Consider the following 14000-nt stretch of genomic DNA (forward strand, 5'->3'; position numbering starts at 1 on the left):
CACTGCCCTGCTTAACCCGAGCGCGTGCTTGTTTCAGCATGGCAATCAGGGTGTGGTGGGCATCTTCGGAATCCTTGAGAGGGTGATCAAAGGAAATGCGCAGCGTTTGTATGGTCCCGTCAACCTCTACCTGCAAATCCATCCCTTCCGAGTCGATAGCCTGCATGCGGGCCTGGGTCACCCCTTCCACCTGACCGAAGACTCTGGCATAGAGCGCTAGGGCATCGGCGTGGTCTTCGTTCATGTGCTTGCAGATGCGCTCGCTAACCTGAGGGGTGAGAGGGTCGGCCATAGAAGTGAGAGTTGCAAAAGGGATGTCCAGGTTTTAGTCTAGCGGACTCTTGGCTCAAACGAATCTTTTCACAGGCAAGGCCCAGCAGCTGAAACCAGACGGGGGTGGACATGCAGCTTTACGAGCGTGACTTCTATGCCTGGACCCAGGAGCAGGCGACGCTGCTGAGATCGGGCCGACTGGAGCAGCTAGATACCGAGCACTTGGCAGAGGAAATCGAGGCTTTGGGCAGACAGGAGCGCCGCGAATTGGTCAATCGACTGGGGATCCTGCTGGGACACCTCCTCAAGTGGCAGTTTCAGCCCCAGCTTCGCGGTAAAAGCTGGCAGGCTACGATCATCGAACAGCGGCAGGATATCCAGGAACTCATTGCGGAGAGTCCCAGCCTCAAATCTTATCTAGCTGAAGCGATGGAGAAGGCCTATCGCAAAGGACTGCTCCTGGTGGTGAGAGAAACGCCCCTCTCTCTACAGGATTTGCCTGATCAGTGTCCCTACACGTTTGAGCAAGTGATGGATCCCAGCTTTTACCCTGAAAAATAGGAGTGAGTATGCAGCTTTACGAGCGCGACTTCTATGCCTGGACCCAGGAGCAGGCGACGCTGCTGAGATCGGGCCGACTGGAGCAGCTAGATACCGAGCACTTGGCAGAGGAAATCGAGGCTTTGGGCAGGCAGGAGCGCCGGGAACTGGTCAATCGACTGGGGATCCTGCTAGGCCATTTGCTGAAATGGCAGTTCCAACCTCACTTGCGAGGTAAAAGCTGGCGAGCAACCCTTAGCGAGCAACGCCGCCAAATTCAGCGACTCCTCAAAGAGAGTCCTAGCCTCAAACCGGAGCTGGCGGCAGCTCTGGCAGAGGCTTACCAAGACGGGATCCTGCTCGTAGTATAGGAAACACCGCTTGCTGAAGACGACCTGCCCGCCGAGTCCCCTACACTCTTGAGCAAGTGGTAAATCTCGGCTTTTATCCGGGATGAGAACAGCTCAAAGGGCTTTGCTCGCCCTCGAGAAATGCCGCCTCTTGCAACCTGACAGAGAAAGCTGGGTTGTCCAGACCAATCTGTCCCCCAAGAGCTGCAACCAGAGCTTTGGGAGGGCCGACACCAGCAGGCCGAGAAGCTTATCACTGCTCATGCCAACACACTGAGAATCTTAATAACAACGGCAGGCCTCAAGGCTCACGAAAGCTGAAGTGAATTCCTCCTCGTGCTAGCGGGACAGGGTTCCTCTAGGGGGCAAGTGCTGCTAGGCTTTGCGCTCCGCGCCGCTAACGCGAGCAAGACTGAGCTCAGGCTCAACAACAAACAGCGGACACTGACAGCCCAACATGCCGGTGTAGCCCGCCGTGCCTACAACTAGGGCCTGGCCATCTGCCAACAGGCCATTGAGGCCAAGCCGAAACTACCCACGGCCAAAGTGCTCCGCACCGCTGTCGCGAACGACCTGCACAAGCGGCTGGTGGTGGAGGTCAAGAAGGCCAACCCCTGGTACTACCAAGTCTCCAAGTGCGCCCCGCAGCAGGCACTCCGCAGCTTAGAGCAAGCCTGCGCGCTACGCGCCGCTGACGCGAACAAACGCTGGCGGAGTGGACTGGGCCGGTTTCCCCGCTTCAAGCGCAAGGGGGTACGGGACAGCTTTTATCTCGAAGGCAACATCCACATCTCCGGCAACCGCATCAAGGTACCTATCTAAGGCCTCCGGCCCGCTTGATGAGTGGCTGGTTACGCTGTGCGGAGATCCCCCCTACTGCCACCCCCCAGAACGTCGTGATCAGCCTGCGGGCTGGGCGGCGGTACATCTCTTAAGTGCTACGCACCGCTGAAGCGAACAAGTACGAGGCCCTGTCTCCGCAGGTTGAGGAGACGGGGGATGGGGTGGGGGTGGGCTCGGGCGTGAACCAGCTGGCCACCTGCGCCAGTGGGGAAATGTTTGATAACCCCAAGCCCTACCGCAAAGCCCAGAAGCGCTTGGTGAGGCTGCATCGGCGGCTGAGTCGCAAGCAAAAGGGATCCGCCAACCGCAAGAAGGCAGTGGTGCAGCTTGCTAGGGCCCACAAACGGGTGGCGGACATACGACTAGACAACTTGCACAAGCTGACCAGCTACTTGGCCAAGAAGTACCGGGTGGTGGTGATTGAGGACTTGCAGGTAGAAAACCTCCTCAAGAATCACCGCCTGGCCGGATCTTTAGCCGATTGTGGCTTCTATGAGTTAAGGACTCCGTCCCGCTATCGCGAACGGCGACAGCTAGAGTACAAGGCCCAACTCTACGGCTGTCAGTTGGTGGTGGTGAATAGGTTTTATCCATCCAGCCAACTGTGTTCACGGTGTGGGCACCGACAGAAGATGCCACTTTGCCAGCGGGTGTTTCGGTGTGAAAGGTGCGGCCTGGAGATCGACAGGGATCTGAATGCTGCTCGAAAGCTACATGCTGCGGCACCTAAGCCGCTGCAAAGATCAAGCCAGGAGAGCTGAATAGGATAGAGATCCGCAGGAGCTAGTTAGCCAGCAGGTGCGCTATTTCCAGCGGCTTTATGTTTGGCGCCTGCCGAGGCAGAGTTGACCTGGCTGCAAGCCCCAGCGCGCTTGACCGATGAAGAAATTCTCACGCTGGTTCGAGAGGTGTTTTTGCCCTTGGGGATCGATGGTTTTCGCCTCACCAACGGCGAACCTCTGCTCAGGCTGGGCTCAGATGTGGCCCTCACACCAACAGCTTCAACCTCAGTCAAAAAGCCCAACTTCTCTATGGGGCGGGGCTACGCTGCATCAATGATCACAGATTGGGATCGCTGGCAGCAGATCTAGGCCAGAATCCAAGTTGCCCACCAAGTGGGGTTCGATGTTTCAGATTAGCGACTAGCCAGGATAGGGGATCCGCAGGAGCTGGTTAACGGGGGGGTTGACCACTTGCACCTCCTTCCCGTCCGGCCACTGGATCTGGATTTCCTTGACCACCGTCTCGGATCCCAGGCCAAAGTGAGCCACCGGCTCCATTTGGCAGAGGTAGCCGCTGCCGGCATCGATGGGCCGAATCTGCAGGCGGCCAGGAGTTACTAGCCGCACCAGAGCGCCGCGGGCTGGGGATCCCTGGCGAGTTAGGGGCAAGACCCTCAGCCAGTTATTGGCATTAGCCAGGGGCCGGTAAAAGCTTAGAGGCTGGGCGCCCGATTCCCCGTGGGCAATGAGCAGCTCCAGGCGCCCATCCCCATCCACATCCGCCACCGCTGCGCCTGTCCCCAGTCCCTGGGGCTCAGCCGCCTCCCCAATATCGATAGCCTGCCAGGAGCCGGAGCGCCAGCCAAACAGGCGGTTGGGCTCGCCGATGTTGTTAAAAAACAGCTCCGGGTAGCCGTCGTTGTCGAAGTCGGCAGCGATGACCGTGCGGATGCGGGAGGGCCTGGCCAGCTCGGGGGGAGCCACGTTTTTGAAAATGCCACTGGGGGTTTGGATCCAGAGGCGATGCGGCCCTTCCCAATTGCCGTACACCAAGTCCAGCCGCCCGTCCCCATCCAGATCCACTGCTGCCACGCCGCGCCCGTGCTCGTTGGGATCCGCCAGCCCCACCTCGGCGGCGATTTCCTCAAAGGTGCCATCCCCGCGGTTGCGGAACAAAAAATTGGGCCCCTGCTCGTTGACGGCGAAAATATCCATCCGCTGGGAGACCAGAGGCACGGCCACCAGCCCTCGCCCACCTGTAATCCGGTTCACCCCCGCCTCGGGCGCTACATCAGCGATCATCTGGTTGGAGCCCAGCTCGTAAAGACGCATGGGGCCGCCGTAGTTGGCGACGAAGAACCCGTACTGTCCCTGGCCCAGGCGATCCACACAGGCCACCGAGCGTCCGGCAGTGAGGTTGAGGGCATCTTGGTTGTGGGGCAGCGAGAACAGATCCACCCAGCGGGAGCCCTGCCAGTCGAAGAGGCGATCCCCAAAGCGCTTGCGCCCGCCGAAAGTATCGGTATTCAAAACGTAGAGTTCTTCTTGGCCGTCACCGTCAAAGTCGCCAGCAGCTACCCCAATGGCCATACGCCCCGCATCGGCTAGGGTGTCGTCCACCAGATCCACCAGCGCCTGCCCGTTCCACTTCAAAACCCGGTTCGGGCCGCGGAAGCCACACACAAATAGCTCAAAAGCCCCGTCCCGATCCAAGTCGCAAACGGCAACCCCATAGAAAAGGGCAGGCGGGTTGAACTGGATGAGGGAGCTGCAATCGCAAAACATGGGGATCCCGTCCGACGGCTGGAGGGGGATGGTATGCTGGATCTTCGCTGTTCTTCCCTTTCAACCATGCCACGTACCAAATCCGCTATCAAGCGCCTCAAGATTGCCGAGCGAAACCGACTGCGCAACAAGGCTACCAAGGCCATGGTGCGCGCGCTCATGAAGAAGGTGATCTCTCTCTCTTCTGCCTACGCGGCCAACCCTCAGCCGGAAACCCTGCAGGAGATCCAGGCGGCAATGAGCGCTGCCTTTAGCCGCATCGACAAGGCGGCCCAAAAAGGTGTGCTGCACAAAAACACCGCCGCTCGTCGTAAGGCTCGTCTGTCCCGGATTGTGCAACGCTCGATAGCTGCTGCTCCTAGCTCCTCCTAGGTCAGCATCTGGGAGGCCTTGCCAGCCGGGATGGCTTCTGTTAGCGGGGATCCAGGGTGCACACCAGCCAGCGCCGCAGAGGGTGCCAGGCAGGCAAAGACAGGATCCAGCGGGACTGTTGCTCCAGCATCCGGCGCTCGAAGGGGTAAAGCCCAAACAGCTCGTAGCGGCTTTGGGCAACTAGGATCCCTACGGTGAAACTGACGCAAAGCAACAGGCCAAAGGTGGGCCAGCTAGGGCGGTAAAAGAGGGCATAGCGCAGGCCCGTCCAGGTAAAGTGTTGCCAGAGGCGGAGGAGATCTGCCCGCAGCGCCCAAAGACTAGGGATCCCGACCAACAGCCACAGCAGGCCCAAAAAGACGAAACTGCCGCCGTGGTAGAGCCGCAGCAAGCGTCTAGCCGCCGGCGAGAGGGATTCCAGGCCGGGAGGGACGCGAACGGCTTTCTTCTCCTCAACGAAGCTAGGATCAGGGGGCAGTGGCATAGGGATCCCTCCTGTAGGCGCAGAAGGCACCTGTTGAAAGCAAGCCTTTGTCATCATAGGGCTAAAGGTTCTTTGACGACCCTTGGGGGGACCGACCTTCCGGTAGGCAAGCTTCCCAAGGCTATAATGGCTCTGGATTCTGCCTTGCTAGCTCAATGGATAGAGCACCGACCTTCTAAGTCGATGGTTGCAGGTTCGAGTCCTGCGCAAGGCGCTGGGCAAATTCCCCACAAGCTGGAGCTGGCCTCTAGCCGTATTTGAAGAACGAGGGCTGGAGCAACGGCGCCTCCCAGGGGCAGTGGCCTCTGCCTAGGGCACCCCTATGCACTCCCTGTAGCTTGCCAAGAGGAAGAACCCCTACCCTCGAAGGCTGGGAAGAGCGTTAAGCCGCCTCCAGGGAAGAACCTGGCTCTGGTCTCCCCAATCCAACGCTGCCCAGAGCGAGTGCAGGAGCCTAGAGGGCCCGCAGCACCTCTCGCGCTGCCTCCAGGGTTCTTTCCACATCCGCCTCCGTGTGGGCCAGGGAAGTAAAGCCCGCCTCAAACTGCGAGGGCGCCAGATACACCCCCCGCTCCAGCATGCCGCGGTGAAAACGGGCAAACTTTTGCAAGTCTGACTGCCTGGCTTCCTCGTAGTTGCGCACTGGGCCGGCAGTGAAAAAGAAGCCGAACATGCCCGGCAGATAACCTCCGCACATTTCGTGCCCAGTCTCCCGGGCAATCTCCAGCAGCCCTGTCAGCAGCTTCTCAGTAATGCGCTCCAGATACTCATAGGTGCCTGGGCGGCGCAAAATCTCGAGCGTCTTGATGCCGGCAGTCATGGCTAGAGGGTTGCCGGACAGCGTACCCGCCTGGTACATTGGCCCCGCGGGCGCTACCATCTCCATGATTTCCCGCCGACCGCCATAGGCGCCTACCGGCAGGCCACCGCCAATGACCTTACCCAGGGTGGTCAGGTCAGGGATGACGCCAAACTTGCCCTGGGCGCCACCGTAGCTGATGCGAAAGCCGGTCATCACCTCGTCAAACACCAGCAGAGCGCCATACTTTCGGGTGAGCTCGCGCAAGCCTTCCAAAAAGCCTGGCTGCGGTGGAATAAAGCCAGCATTGCCCACCACCGGCTCGAGGATCACGCCGGCAATCGAATCAGGATACTGCTCAAACAGCGCCTTGACCGCCTCTAGGTCGTTGTAGGGAGCCGTCAGCGTAGCACTGGTAGCCGCCTTGGGCACCCCTGGCGAGTCCGGTAGGCCCAGAGTAGCCACTCCCGAGCCAGCCTTGACCAAGAACATGTCCGCATGGCCGTGGTAGCAGCCCTCGAACTTGATCACCTTTTCCCGGCCCGTGTAGGCTCGCATCAGGCGCAGCGCTGCCATACAGGCTTCGGTGCCGGAGTTCACAAAGCGCACCATCTCCACGCTGGGCACCGCTTCGATCACCCGCTCCGCCAGCTCGTTTTCCAGAACAGAAGGGGCGCCAAAGCTGGTGCCTTTCTCCAGAGCCTGCCGCAATGCCTCGATGACTTCAGGGTGAGCGTGGCCCACAATGGCTGGTCCCCAACTGCCGATGTAGTCAATGTACTGGTTGCCGTCCACATCCCAGGCGTAGGCCCCTGAGACTCGGTCAAACACGACGGGATCCCCGCCCACGGACTTGAAGGCGCGCACCGGTGAGCTAACCCCGCCGGGCATCAACTGCTGGGCGCGGGCGAAGATCTCTCTGGAGCGGGCGGTATTAAAAGTGGGACGAAGAGTGCTGGTCATAGTAGGGCGGCTACTCGAGGTACTTCCCAGGCTAACAGGAAGGGGAGCTGGCTAATTGTTGGGACTTCCAGGCGGATCCACCCAGCGACCATCGGCTTTGATGAGCTCGATCAAAGCCTGGACAGCCTCCGATTCCGGTACTCTTTTCACTTCTTCTTTGCCGCGGTAGAGGGAAATTACTCCTGGCGTCCTGCCCACATAGCCGTAGTCGGCGTCGGCCATTTCCCCAGGCCCGTTGACAATGCAGCCCATGACGGCAATGTCGAGGCCCACCAGATGCTGGGTTGCCGCCCGCACCTTCTGCAGCACTTCCTCCAGGTTGAAGAGGGTACGCCCACAGGAAGGACAGGCCACGTATTCCACCATGGTCTTGCGCAGGTTGAGAGCCTGCAAAATACCGTAGGCCACCGGGATCTCTTTTTCCGGCGCTTCCGTGAGAGAGACGCGGATGGTGTCGCCAATCCCTTCGGCCAAGAGCGTCCCGATCCCTACCGCTGACTTGATGCGGCCGTACTCTCCGTCTCCAGCCTCAGTTACACCCAGATGGAAGGGATAGTTTAGCCCTAGGGCGTCGAAGCGGCGAGCTGCCAAGCGGTAGGCGGCCAACATCACCTGGGGACGGGAAGCCTTGAACGAGAGAACCACATTGTGGAAGTCTTGCTCAGCGCAGATCTCGGCATACTCCAGGGCCGACTCCACCATCCCCTCAGGCGTGTCACCGTAGAGAAAGAGCATCCGCTCCGCAAGGGATCCGTGGTTGACGCCAATGCGTAGGGCTTTGTTCTGGGCTTTGAGGGCCTGTACAAGGGGGACAAAAGCCTCGCGGATCTCGCTGCGGATGGCCTCTAGTTCAGCTTTTGTGTACTCCGTGCGCCCCGGCTGCGGCTTCTCCACAACGAACAAGCCAGGATTGATGCGCACTTTGTCGACGTACTTGGCCACTTCCAGGGCCACCTTGAGACCGTTGTGGTGGACGTCAGCCACCAGCGGCACTGGCTTGTAGGTTTGAATCAGCCTCTCCCGAATGACCTCCATGGCCTTGGCGTGGGCCAGGCTGGGAACGGCAACCCGCACGATTTCCGAGCCCGCTTCGTGCAGCCGGCGAATTGCAGCCACCGCCGCGTCAATATTGAGCACGTCTTCGTTGATCATCGACTGCACCACCACTGGGTGCTGGCTGCCGATCAACACCTCGCCAACTGCCACCGTGCGGGTGGGGCGACGGGGGTAGACCGGTTCTGGATAGGGCTGCTGGGGGTTGGGCCGCTCCAGAGTTGGCATAGCTTGCTCAAAAGGGCTGCTCTAGCTTGATTGTAGGCGGAAACGTCCCCCTAGCGGCTACCCTTAGAAAGGCTTTCCAGGCAGCCCACCGCCTGCCCTACCCAGCTCAACTCCAGCAGACGGAGGAAGAAAGACAGTGACTTAGCTGTCTGCCTCTGTGGGGGAATCCGTCGGGTAGTCTGGGAGGGGTCGGTTGCGAATAAAGTCTCTGGGCGTTACGTTTTCCACAAACTTGCGGAAGGCCTCCCGCTCCGCTTCATCGGCATCCTGATTCATGGGGATCGAGGCTTCGGCAATGACCTCCTCTACCGTCCAGATGGGGGCGTGGGCTCGCAGAGCCAGGGCAATACCATCGCTGGGACGGCAGTCGATCTCCTGCTTTTTGTCACCGCTAACGGTAACCAGCACCGCATAAAAAGTGTTGTCCAGCAAGGCGTGGATAATGACCCGCTCCAGCTTGATTCCCCAGGCCTTCCAGGAGTTGAGGATAAGATCGTGGGTCATGGGACGGAGCGGCTTCTGATCATCCAACGCTTGCAAAATGGCATTGGCTTCTGCTTTTCCTACCCAGATAGGCAGAGCACGACGCCCATGGGTATCGCGCAGGATGACAATGGGGCTCTGGTTAACGGCATCAACCGCAATCCCAGCCACCTCCATCTCAATCATGGTCAACTGCCTCCAGCCTTTGGATCTCGATCGTATCTACGGGCAGAAAACTTTGGCAACACGGCATGAGCTTAATCGGGAGGTCAAGGGCGGTAGCTCTCCTTGGCGGCACCCGTGAAAGCCGCTGCATAGCCCTGGCCCTTAGCCAAGAAGGGATCCCCTGGATAGCCACGGTTACCACGGAAAGGGGCAGCCGGCTCTACCAGGGTTTGCCGGGTCAGGTGATGGTCACTTGCTTCTCAGCTGCATCTTTGGAACAATTCCTGCGAGAGTACCGGATTGGCGTGCTGGTGGATGCCTCTCATCCCTTTGCCCAGCAGATCTCGCAACTGGCCATTCAGGTAACAGCCCAAGTTGGGATCCCCTACCTGCGCTACGAACGCCCTTCGGAAAATCTAGAGCCCTGGGTGCAGGTAGTGCCGGACTGGCAGGCAGTCCTAGCCGAGAGCGTGCTGGCGGGACGGCGGGTGCTCTTGACGGTGGGAGTGAAGCCGTTGCCCTTGTTTGTCCCCTGGCAGAATCGCTGCCAGTTGTACGCGCGGGTGCTGCCGGAGTCAGTTTCCCAGGCAGTGCAGGCTGGGATTGCTGCTGAGCGGGTGATTGGCAGGCGTTTGCCCCTTAGCTTTGAGGAGGAACTGCAGCTTTGGCGGCAGCTAGAGCCCCAAGTGGTTATCAGTAAGAACTCTGGAGAAGCCGGCGGTCTTCTCATTAAGCAGGCCGTGGCCAAAACCCTGGAGATCCCCCTCTTGGTGATCCAGCGGCCTTCCTTAAGCTACCCCTGGTGTAGCCAGGATTTGGCTGAGGTGGTGCGGGAGTGCAAGCGTCGGCTGGAGGGGACTTAGAACGGCTCCTCTACCGGTAGGTCAGGCTCACGATCCTGACGGGATCCCAGCAGCTCCAGCCGCTCCACGGCAATAACGGGCCGCTGGCGCTCCTCGCCTGTGGATCTATCTTTCCAGCGCTCAAACTTAAGACTGCCCGTCACCCCGACGAGGCTGCCTTTACGCACATATTCTCCGGCCACTTCAGCGGTGCGCCCCCACAGCTCCAGGTTAAACCAATCGGGCTTGTCTTCACCTTTGCGGAAGCGGTTTACCGCCAGGCTAAAGGTGCACACCACCTTGCCCGACTCGAAGTAGCGCACTTCCGGATCCATACCCGCCCGGCCCACTAGGGTCACCAGGTTTAGGCTCATGGGCTTTTCTCCAGACCACTGACCGCCTTTGGCTCTAGTTGTAGCGCCTGCCAGGGCATCTTGTTGCAGGAGAGGCGTTGATTGTGTTGCAAAGATTTACAATGTCAGAAGCCCCAGAGCAACTGCCAGCCTCTATCCCGTAGGCAGATGCTCACCGGCCAGCAGGGAGGGTTTACTCCGGCAAGAGGACGCGTTCAGCACCGTTGGCTATGGAATTTATCTACACATACGCCTGGTTGATCCCTGTCTATCCCTTGGTGGCAGCTTTTCTACTTGGTTTGGGCATTTTGGTGTTCAACGCCTGGACAAGGGCCAACCGGGCTCTGGCTGCCTTTTTGAGTGTATTTGCGACGGGGACGGCAATGGTCCACGCCTTTGCCCTCTTGGCCAGCCAACTCCAAGGCCATGAGACTGTCCTCAAGACCATTAGCTGGGCTCAGGCGGGCTCCTTCTCCCTCGACATGGGCTTTGTGGTGGATCACCTGAGCGCCATGATGCTGGTGGTGGTGACCACGGTGGCCTTCTTGGTGCAGATCTACTCCGACGGCTACATGGCTCAGGATCCCGGCTATGTGCGTTTCTACGCCTACCTGAGCCTATTTGCTTCCTCGATGCTGGGTCTGGTTCTTAGCCCCAACCTGGTGCAGATCTACATTTTCTGGGAGCTGGTGGGGATGTGCTCCTACCTGCTGATTGGGTTTTGGTACGACCGGCAGACGGCAGCGGAGGCAGCCCAGAAGGCATTTGTCGTCAACCGGGTGGGGGACTTTGGACTGCTGCTAGGCATTTTGGGCTTTTACTGGGTCTCCGGCACTTTTGGGTTTGAGGAGCTGGCCCACAATCTAGAACAGAGGGTGGCCAGTGGGGCGGTAAGCAGCAGCCTAGTGGCCCTCTTTGCCGTGTTGGTGTTCTTGGGGCCGGTGGCCAAGTCGGCTCAGTTTCCGCTACACGTGTGGCTGCCGGATGCCATGGAAGGTCCCACGCCCATTTCCGCCCTCATCCACGCGGCCACGATGGTGGCAGCAGGGGTATTCCTGTTGGCGCGCATGTTCCCGGTGCTGGAAGGGATCCCGCTGGCCATGGATCTCATTGCCTGGACGGGGGCAGGCACGGCTTTCTTGGGGGCCAGCATTGCCATCACCCAAAACGACATCAAAAAGGGCCTGGCCTACTCCACCATTTCCCAACTGGGCTACATGGTCATGGCCATGGGATCCGGTGCCTATGGGGCTAGCTTGTTTCACCTAATGACCCACGCCTACTTCAAGGCGCTGCTCTTTCTGTGCTCTGGCTCGGTCATCCACGGCATGGAGGCAGTGGTGGGCCACGACCCGGTTTTGGCCCAGGACATGCGTTTGATGGGGGGCCTGCGCAAATACATGCCGGTTACGGCCATTACGTTCTTAATTGGCACGCTGGCCATCTGTGGGATCCCGCCCTTTGCCGGCTTTTGGTCTAAGGATGAGATCTTGGCTTCAGTTTTTGAGCACAACCCGGCCCTCTGGGGGGTGGGCTTCCTCACGGCAGGGATCACTGCCTTCTACATGTTCCGCATCTACTTCCTCACCTTTGAAGGGGAGTTCCGCGGCACCAACCTGAGACTGCGCCAGGAGGTAGCCGTCAGCCAAGGTCGACCGGTGCCAGCTTTTGCCTATGCGTTTGCCGGGAAGGAGGCAGCCTTTGGGCCTGGAGCCATGAACATCCACGAAAAGCCCCAGCCCAGCAGCCACCCTGAAGCTGTGGAAGACGGACACGATAGGCACGGTCACGCCACCAAGCCGCATGAGTCTCCTCTGTCGATGACGATTCCGCTGGTGGCGCTGGCTGTTCCCTCGGTGCTGATTGGCTTGGTGGGTACTCCCTTTGCCAACTTCTTCGAGGCGTTCATCCCTCCGCCCAGCGAGTCGGCAACAGAGGTCAGCTCTCCCTGGGCCCAGGTGGCAGCCGAGTGGCAGGGGGTGCTCGGCGGTCACTTCAACTGGACGGAGTTTGCCATCATGGCGGGCAGCTCGGTGGGCATTGGGCTAATCGGCATCGCCCTGGCCGGTCTCATCTACTGGCAGAAGCGCCTTGATCCCAGCACTTTCCCCCGCAGCCTGCAGCCGCTGTACTACTTCTCCCTCAACAAGTGGTACCTCGACGACCTCTACGAGCGCGTCTTTGTGCGGGGCACTCGCTTTGTGGCACGGGAGGCGCTGGAAGTGGACAGCCGCATTGTGGACGGGGTGGTCAACCTGACGGGACTGGTGGCGATGGTCGGCGGCGAGGTGATGAAATACCTGGAGAATGGTAAGGCCCAGTTCTATGCCCTGATCATCTTTGCAGCGGTGGTGGTGATGGTGGTACTTGCTGGGGTTGGAATTTAGGCTGGGGCAGCGCTGCCCACACTAAAAGGATCCCCTGGCCGGGGATCCTAGCTGGGGAAGAGATCACAGCCTCCAGCAAAGAAGGGATCCCTTCCTGCCAAGTGGGTTGGACTTACTTATTGGGCTGAGGGGTGACCCGCAAGTAGGGCTTGAGCTCCTTGTAGCCCTTCGGGAACTTTTCTTTCAGCACCTCTGGATCTTGCAGGGAAGGCGGGATGATGACGTCGTCGCCATCTTTCCAGTCAGCAGGGGTAACGACGTTGTACTTATCCGACAACTGCAGAGCATCAATGACCCGCAAGATCTCATCAAAATTGCGGCCTGTGCTGGCTGGGTAGGTGATGATTAGGCGTATCTTCTTGTTGGGATCGATGATAAATACCGACCGGACGGTTAGGGGCAGCCCCTCTTGGTTGAGGTTGGTCTGATCCAGCATGCCGTAGAGCTGGGAGACCTTGCGGTCGGCATCCGCCAAAATGGGATAGGTCACCTGGGCATTCTGGGTTTCCTCAATGTCTTTCACCCAGCCAACGTGGGAGTCCACGTCGTCCACACTAAGGCCCAGCACTTTCACGCCCCGCTTCTCAAATTCGGGCATCAGCTTGGCAACCCTACCCAGTTCGGTGGTGCAGACTGGCGTGTAGTCGGCAGGGTGCGAGAACAACACTACCCAGCTATCCCCAGCCCAGGAATAGAAGTCGATGTCGCCGTGGGTGGACTTTTGCGTAAAGTTAGGGGCAGTGTCCCCAAGTCGGAGAGACATACGCTCTATCCTCCCTAAGATGCAGTGCGGTAAGACAGGGATCCGAAACCCTTCAATCCCATTTCTTTTGATCTTGCCACACAAACCCCACTTTTCCGAGCGGATTTAGGTAATTTTAAGATCATCGTCACCTTGCCGGCAGCAGGAAGGGCTTTTCGCTGCTAGGTTGCGTTTCAAACAGGACGCGCGGATCCCGACATCCCCTTAAGTTCTTTTAAGTTCTTTATGGTCTGCAACGAGGAGGGGTAGCATTCTGAACAAGCAGTGGCATTCCAGGAGTATGCTGGATAACCTAGTTCCCCCCAGCAGGAGAACTAATGGAAAACGCGGAGACAGTCACAATCTATAGCTTGGCCACTCTGTGGGCCCAAAAATATGTAGACAAGCTGAGGGCGCAGGCGGCTGGGGGTGGGCCGCTAGGCCTGCAACTAGCCGACAGGGTGAAGGGATCCCTGCGCTTTGCCAGCTCCCAGGCCTGGGCGAAAACGGAAAAGCTCTTGGCTTCCGAAATACCACGGCAGGGACTGGATCCGGACTTAATCGATCCCTGGAAAATTGCGGAGGACTCTCAAAGTCTCTTTGAGCAGGCAGCCCA

Annotated in this window: 16 protein-coding genes, 1 tRNA gene and 1 pseudogene; 10 read left to right on the forward strand and 8 right to left on the reverse strand. The window is 59.1% G+C overall.

The window, feature by feature from the left end:
• On the reverse strand, positions 1 to 292 hold a 292-nt coding region (locus tag NW807_RS10010), incomplete at its 3' end, for a DUF2470 domain-containing protein (protein WP_414426013.1).
• A 110-nt stretch (positions 293 to 402) separates the two neighbouring features.
• Here NW807_RS10010 and NW807_RS10015 point away from each other — a divergent pair.
• The 5 genes from NW807_RS10015 (at position 403) to NW807_RS10035 (ending at position 3097) form a co-directional block, all read left to right on the forward strand.
• Positions 403 to 834: a DUF29 domain-containing protein gene (locus NW807_RS10015; protein ID WP_414405078.1), complete on the forward strand. Its 432-nt coding sequence runs from the start codon at positions 403 to 405 to the stop codon at positions 832 to 834.
• Between the two features lie 8 nt (positions 835 to 842).
• Positions 843 to 1184, forward strand: a complete 342-nt coding sequence (locus NW807_RS10020) for a DUF29 domain-containing protein (protein ID WP_414426014.1) — start codon at positions 843 to 845, stop codon at positions 1182 to 1184.
• Between the two features lie 525 nt (positions 1185 to 1709).
• Positions 1710 to 1985 carry a hypothetical protein gene (locus NW807_RS10025; RefSeq protein ID WP_414426015.1) on the forward strand — a complete coding sequence of 92 codons (276 nt, stop codon included), beginning with the start codon at positions 1710 to 1712 and terminating at the stop codon, positions 1983 to 1985.
• Positions 1986 to 2098: 113 nt separating this feature from the next.
• A complete protein-coding gene (locus tag NW807_RS10030; protein ID WP_414426016.1) occupies positions 2099 to 2767 on the forward strand; it encodes an RNA-guided endonuclease InsQ/TnpB family protein in 669 nt (222 codons plus the stop codon).
• Positions 2768 to 2851: 84 nt separating this feature from the next.
• Positions 2852 to 3097 (forward strand): hypothetical protein, encoded by a 246-nt coding sequence (locus NW807_RS10035; RefSeq protein WP_414426017.1) that lies wholly within the window; start codon positions 2852 to 2854, stop codon positions 3095 to 3097.
• A gap of 51 nt (positions 3098 to 3148) precedes the next feature.
• Here NW807_RS10035 and NW807_RS10040 read toward each other — a convergent pair whose 3' ends face one another.
• Positions 3149 to 4513: a CRTAC1 family protein gene (locus tag NW807_RS10040; protein ID WP_414405074.1), complete on the reverse strand. Its 1365-nt coding sequence runs from the start codon at positions 4511 to 4513 to the stop codon at positions 3149 to 3151.
• 66 nt (positions 4514 to 4579) lie between these two features.
• Here NW807_RS10040 and rpsT point away from each other — a divergent pair, with 66 nt between their 5' ends.
• Positions 4580 to 4885 carry a 30S ribosomal protein S20 gene (gene rpsT, locus NW807_RS10045; RefSeq protein ID WP_414395296.1) on the forward strand — a complete coding sequence of 102 codons (306 nt, stop codon included), beginning with the start codon at positions 4580 to 4582 and terminating at the stop codon, positions 4883 to 4885.
• A 40-nt stretch (positions 4886 to 4925) separates the two neighbouring features.
• Here rpsT and NW807_RS10050 read toward each other — a convergent pair whose 3' ends face one another.
• The gene (locus tag NW807_RS10050) at positions 4926 to 5369 is read right to left on the reverse strand and encodes a hypothetical protein (RefSeq protein ID WP_414405073.1); all 444 of its coding nucleotides are present in this window, start codon (positions 5367 to 5369) and stop codon (positions 4926 to 4928) included.
• 141 nt (positions 5370 to 5510) lie between these two features.
• Between NW807_RS10050 and NW807_RS10055 the strand changes: the two genes are divergently transcribed.
• A tRNA-Arg gene (locus NW807_RS10055) sits at positions 5511 to 5583 on the forward strand.
• Between the two features lie 240 nt (positions 5584 to 5823).
• On the opposite strand, the gene hemL is transcribed toward NW807_RS10055, so the two are convergent.
• From hemL to NW807_RS10070, 3 genes are all read right to left on the reverse strand, one after another.
• Entirely contained in the window at positions 5824 to 7131 is a 1308-nt protein-coding gene (gene hemL, locus NW807_RS10060) for a glutamate-1-semialdehyde 2,1-aminomutase (protein WP_414395291.1), read from the reverse strand.
• Positions 7132 to 7182: 51 nt separating this feature from the next.
• Positions 7183 to 8412: a (E)-4-hydroxy-3-methylbut-2-enyl-diphosphate synthase gene (gene ispG, locus NW807_RS10065; RefSeq protein WP_414405072.1), complete on the reverse strand. Its 1230-nt coding sequence runs from the start codon at positions 8410 to 8412 to the stop codon at positions 7183 to 7185.
• A gap of 141 nt (positions 8413 to 8553) precedes the next feature.
• Positions 8554 to 9081 carry a bifunctional nuclease family protein gene (locus NW807_RS10070; protein ID WP_414395286.1) on the reverse strand — a complete coding sequence of 176 codons (528 nt, stop codon included), beginning with the start codon at positions 9079 to 9081 and terminating at the stop codon, positions 8554 to 8556.
• A gap of 65 nt (positions 9082 to 9146) precedes the next feature.
• Between NW807_RS10070 and NW807_RS10075 the strand changes: the two genes are divergently transcribed.
• A complete protein-coding gene (locus tag NW807_RS10075) occupies positions 9147 to 9923 on the forward strand; it encodes a cobalt-precorrin-6A reductase (protein ID WP_414426018.1) in 777 nt (258 codons plus the stop codon).
• Here NW807_RS10075 and NW807_RS10080 read toward each other — a convergent pair.
• Positions 9920 to 10276 carry a single-stranded DNA-binding protein gene (locus tag NW807_RS10080; protein WP_414405070.1) on the reverse strand — a complete coding sequence of 119 codons (357 nt, stop codon included), beginning with the start codon at positions 10274 to 10276 and terminating at the stop codon, positions 9920 to 9922. The genes NW807_RS10075 and NW807_RS10080 overlap by 4 nt on opposite strands.
• Before the next feature lie 209 nt (positions 10277 to 10485).
• On the opposite strand from NW807_RS10080, the gene NW807_RS10085 reads away from it, so the two are divergent.
• Positions 10486 to 12642 (forward strand): NAD(P)H-quinone oxidoreductase subunit 5, encoded by a 2157-nt coding sequence (locus tag NW807_RS10085; RefSeq protein ID WP_414426019.1) that lies wholly within the window; start codon positions 10486 to 10488, stop codon positions 12640 to 12642.
• Positions 12643 to 12754: 112 nt separating this feature from the next.
• Here the strand turns inward: NW807_RS10085 and NW807_RS10090 are convergent, their stop codons facing one another.
• Complete coding sequence (locus NW807_RS10090; protein WP_414395276.1) at positions 12755 to 13405, reverse strand: peroxiredoxin; 651 nt, start codon at positions 13403 to 13405, stop codon at positions 12755 to 12757.
• A 317-nt stretch (positions 13406 to 13722) separates the two neighbouring features.
• Here NW807_RS10090 and NW807_RS10095 point away from each other — a divergent pair.
• A pseudogene (locus NW807_RS10095) lies at positions 13723 to 14000 on the forward strand (hypothetical protein); the annotation flags it as partial.

It is taken from the genome of Synechococcus sp. R70.1 (genome assembly GCF_047461675.1).
Classification (GTDB): Bacteria; Cyanobacteriota; Cyanobacteriia; order Thermostichales; family Thermostichaceae; genus Thermostichus.